The organism is Paraburkholderia sp. JHI869 (assembly GCF_038900775.1).
Classification (GTDB): Bacteria; Pseudomonadota; Gammaproteobacteria; order Burkholderiales; family Burkholderiaceae; genus Paraburkholderia.
Window position 1 is genome coordinate 1 of the sequence record NZ_JAYMSC010000123.1, and the last position, 259, is coordinate 259.

Sequence of the window (259 nt, forward strand, 5' to 3'; positions counted from 1 at the left end):
ACTTTGGGAATCTCGGTTGATTTCTTTTCCTGCGGCTACTTAGATGTTTCAGTTCGCCGCGTTCGCTTCACATGACCTATGTATTCAGTCATGGATACTCCATTCGGAGTGGGTTTCCCCATTCGGACATCTACGGATCAAAGCTTGTTTGCCAGCTCCCCGTAGCTTTTCGCAGGCTACCGCGTCCTTCATCGCCTGTGATCGCCAAGGCATCCACCACATGCACTTGTTCGCTTGACCCTATAACGGGTGCGTCTCT

The 259-nt window shown here is 51.4% G+C and carries 1 rRNA gene; it reads right to left on the reverse strand.

Annotated elements, in window-relative coordinates:
• A 23S ribosomal RNA gene (locus VSR72_RS44155) occupies nucleotides 1–240 on the reverse strand; the annotation flags it as partial.
• Nucleotides 241–259: the final 19 nt, after the last annotated feature.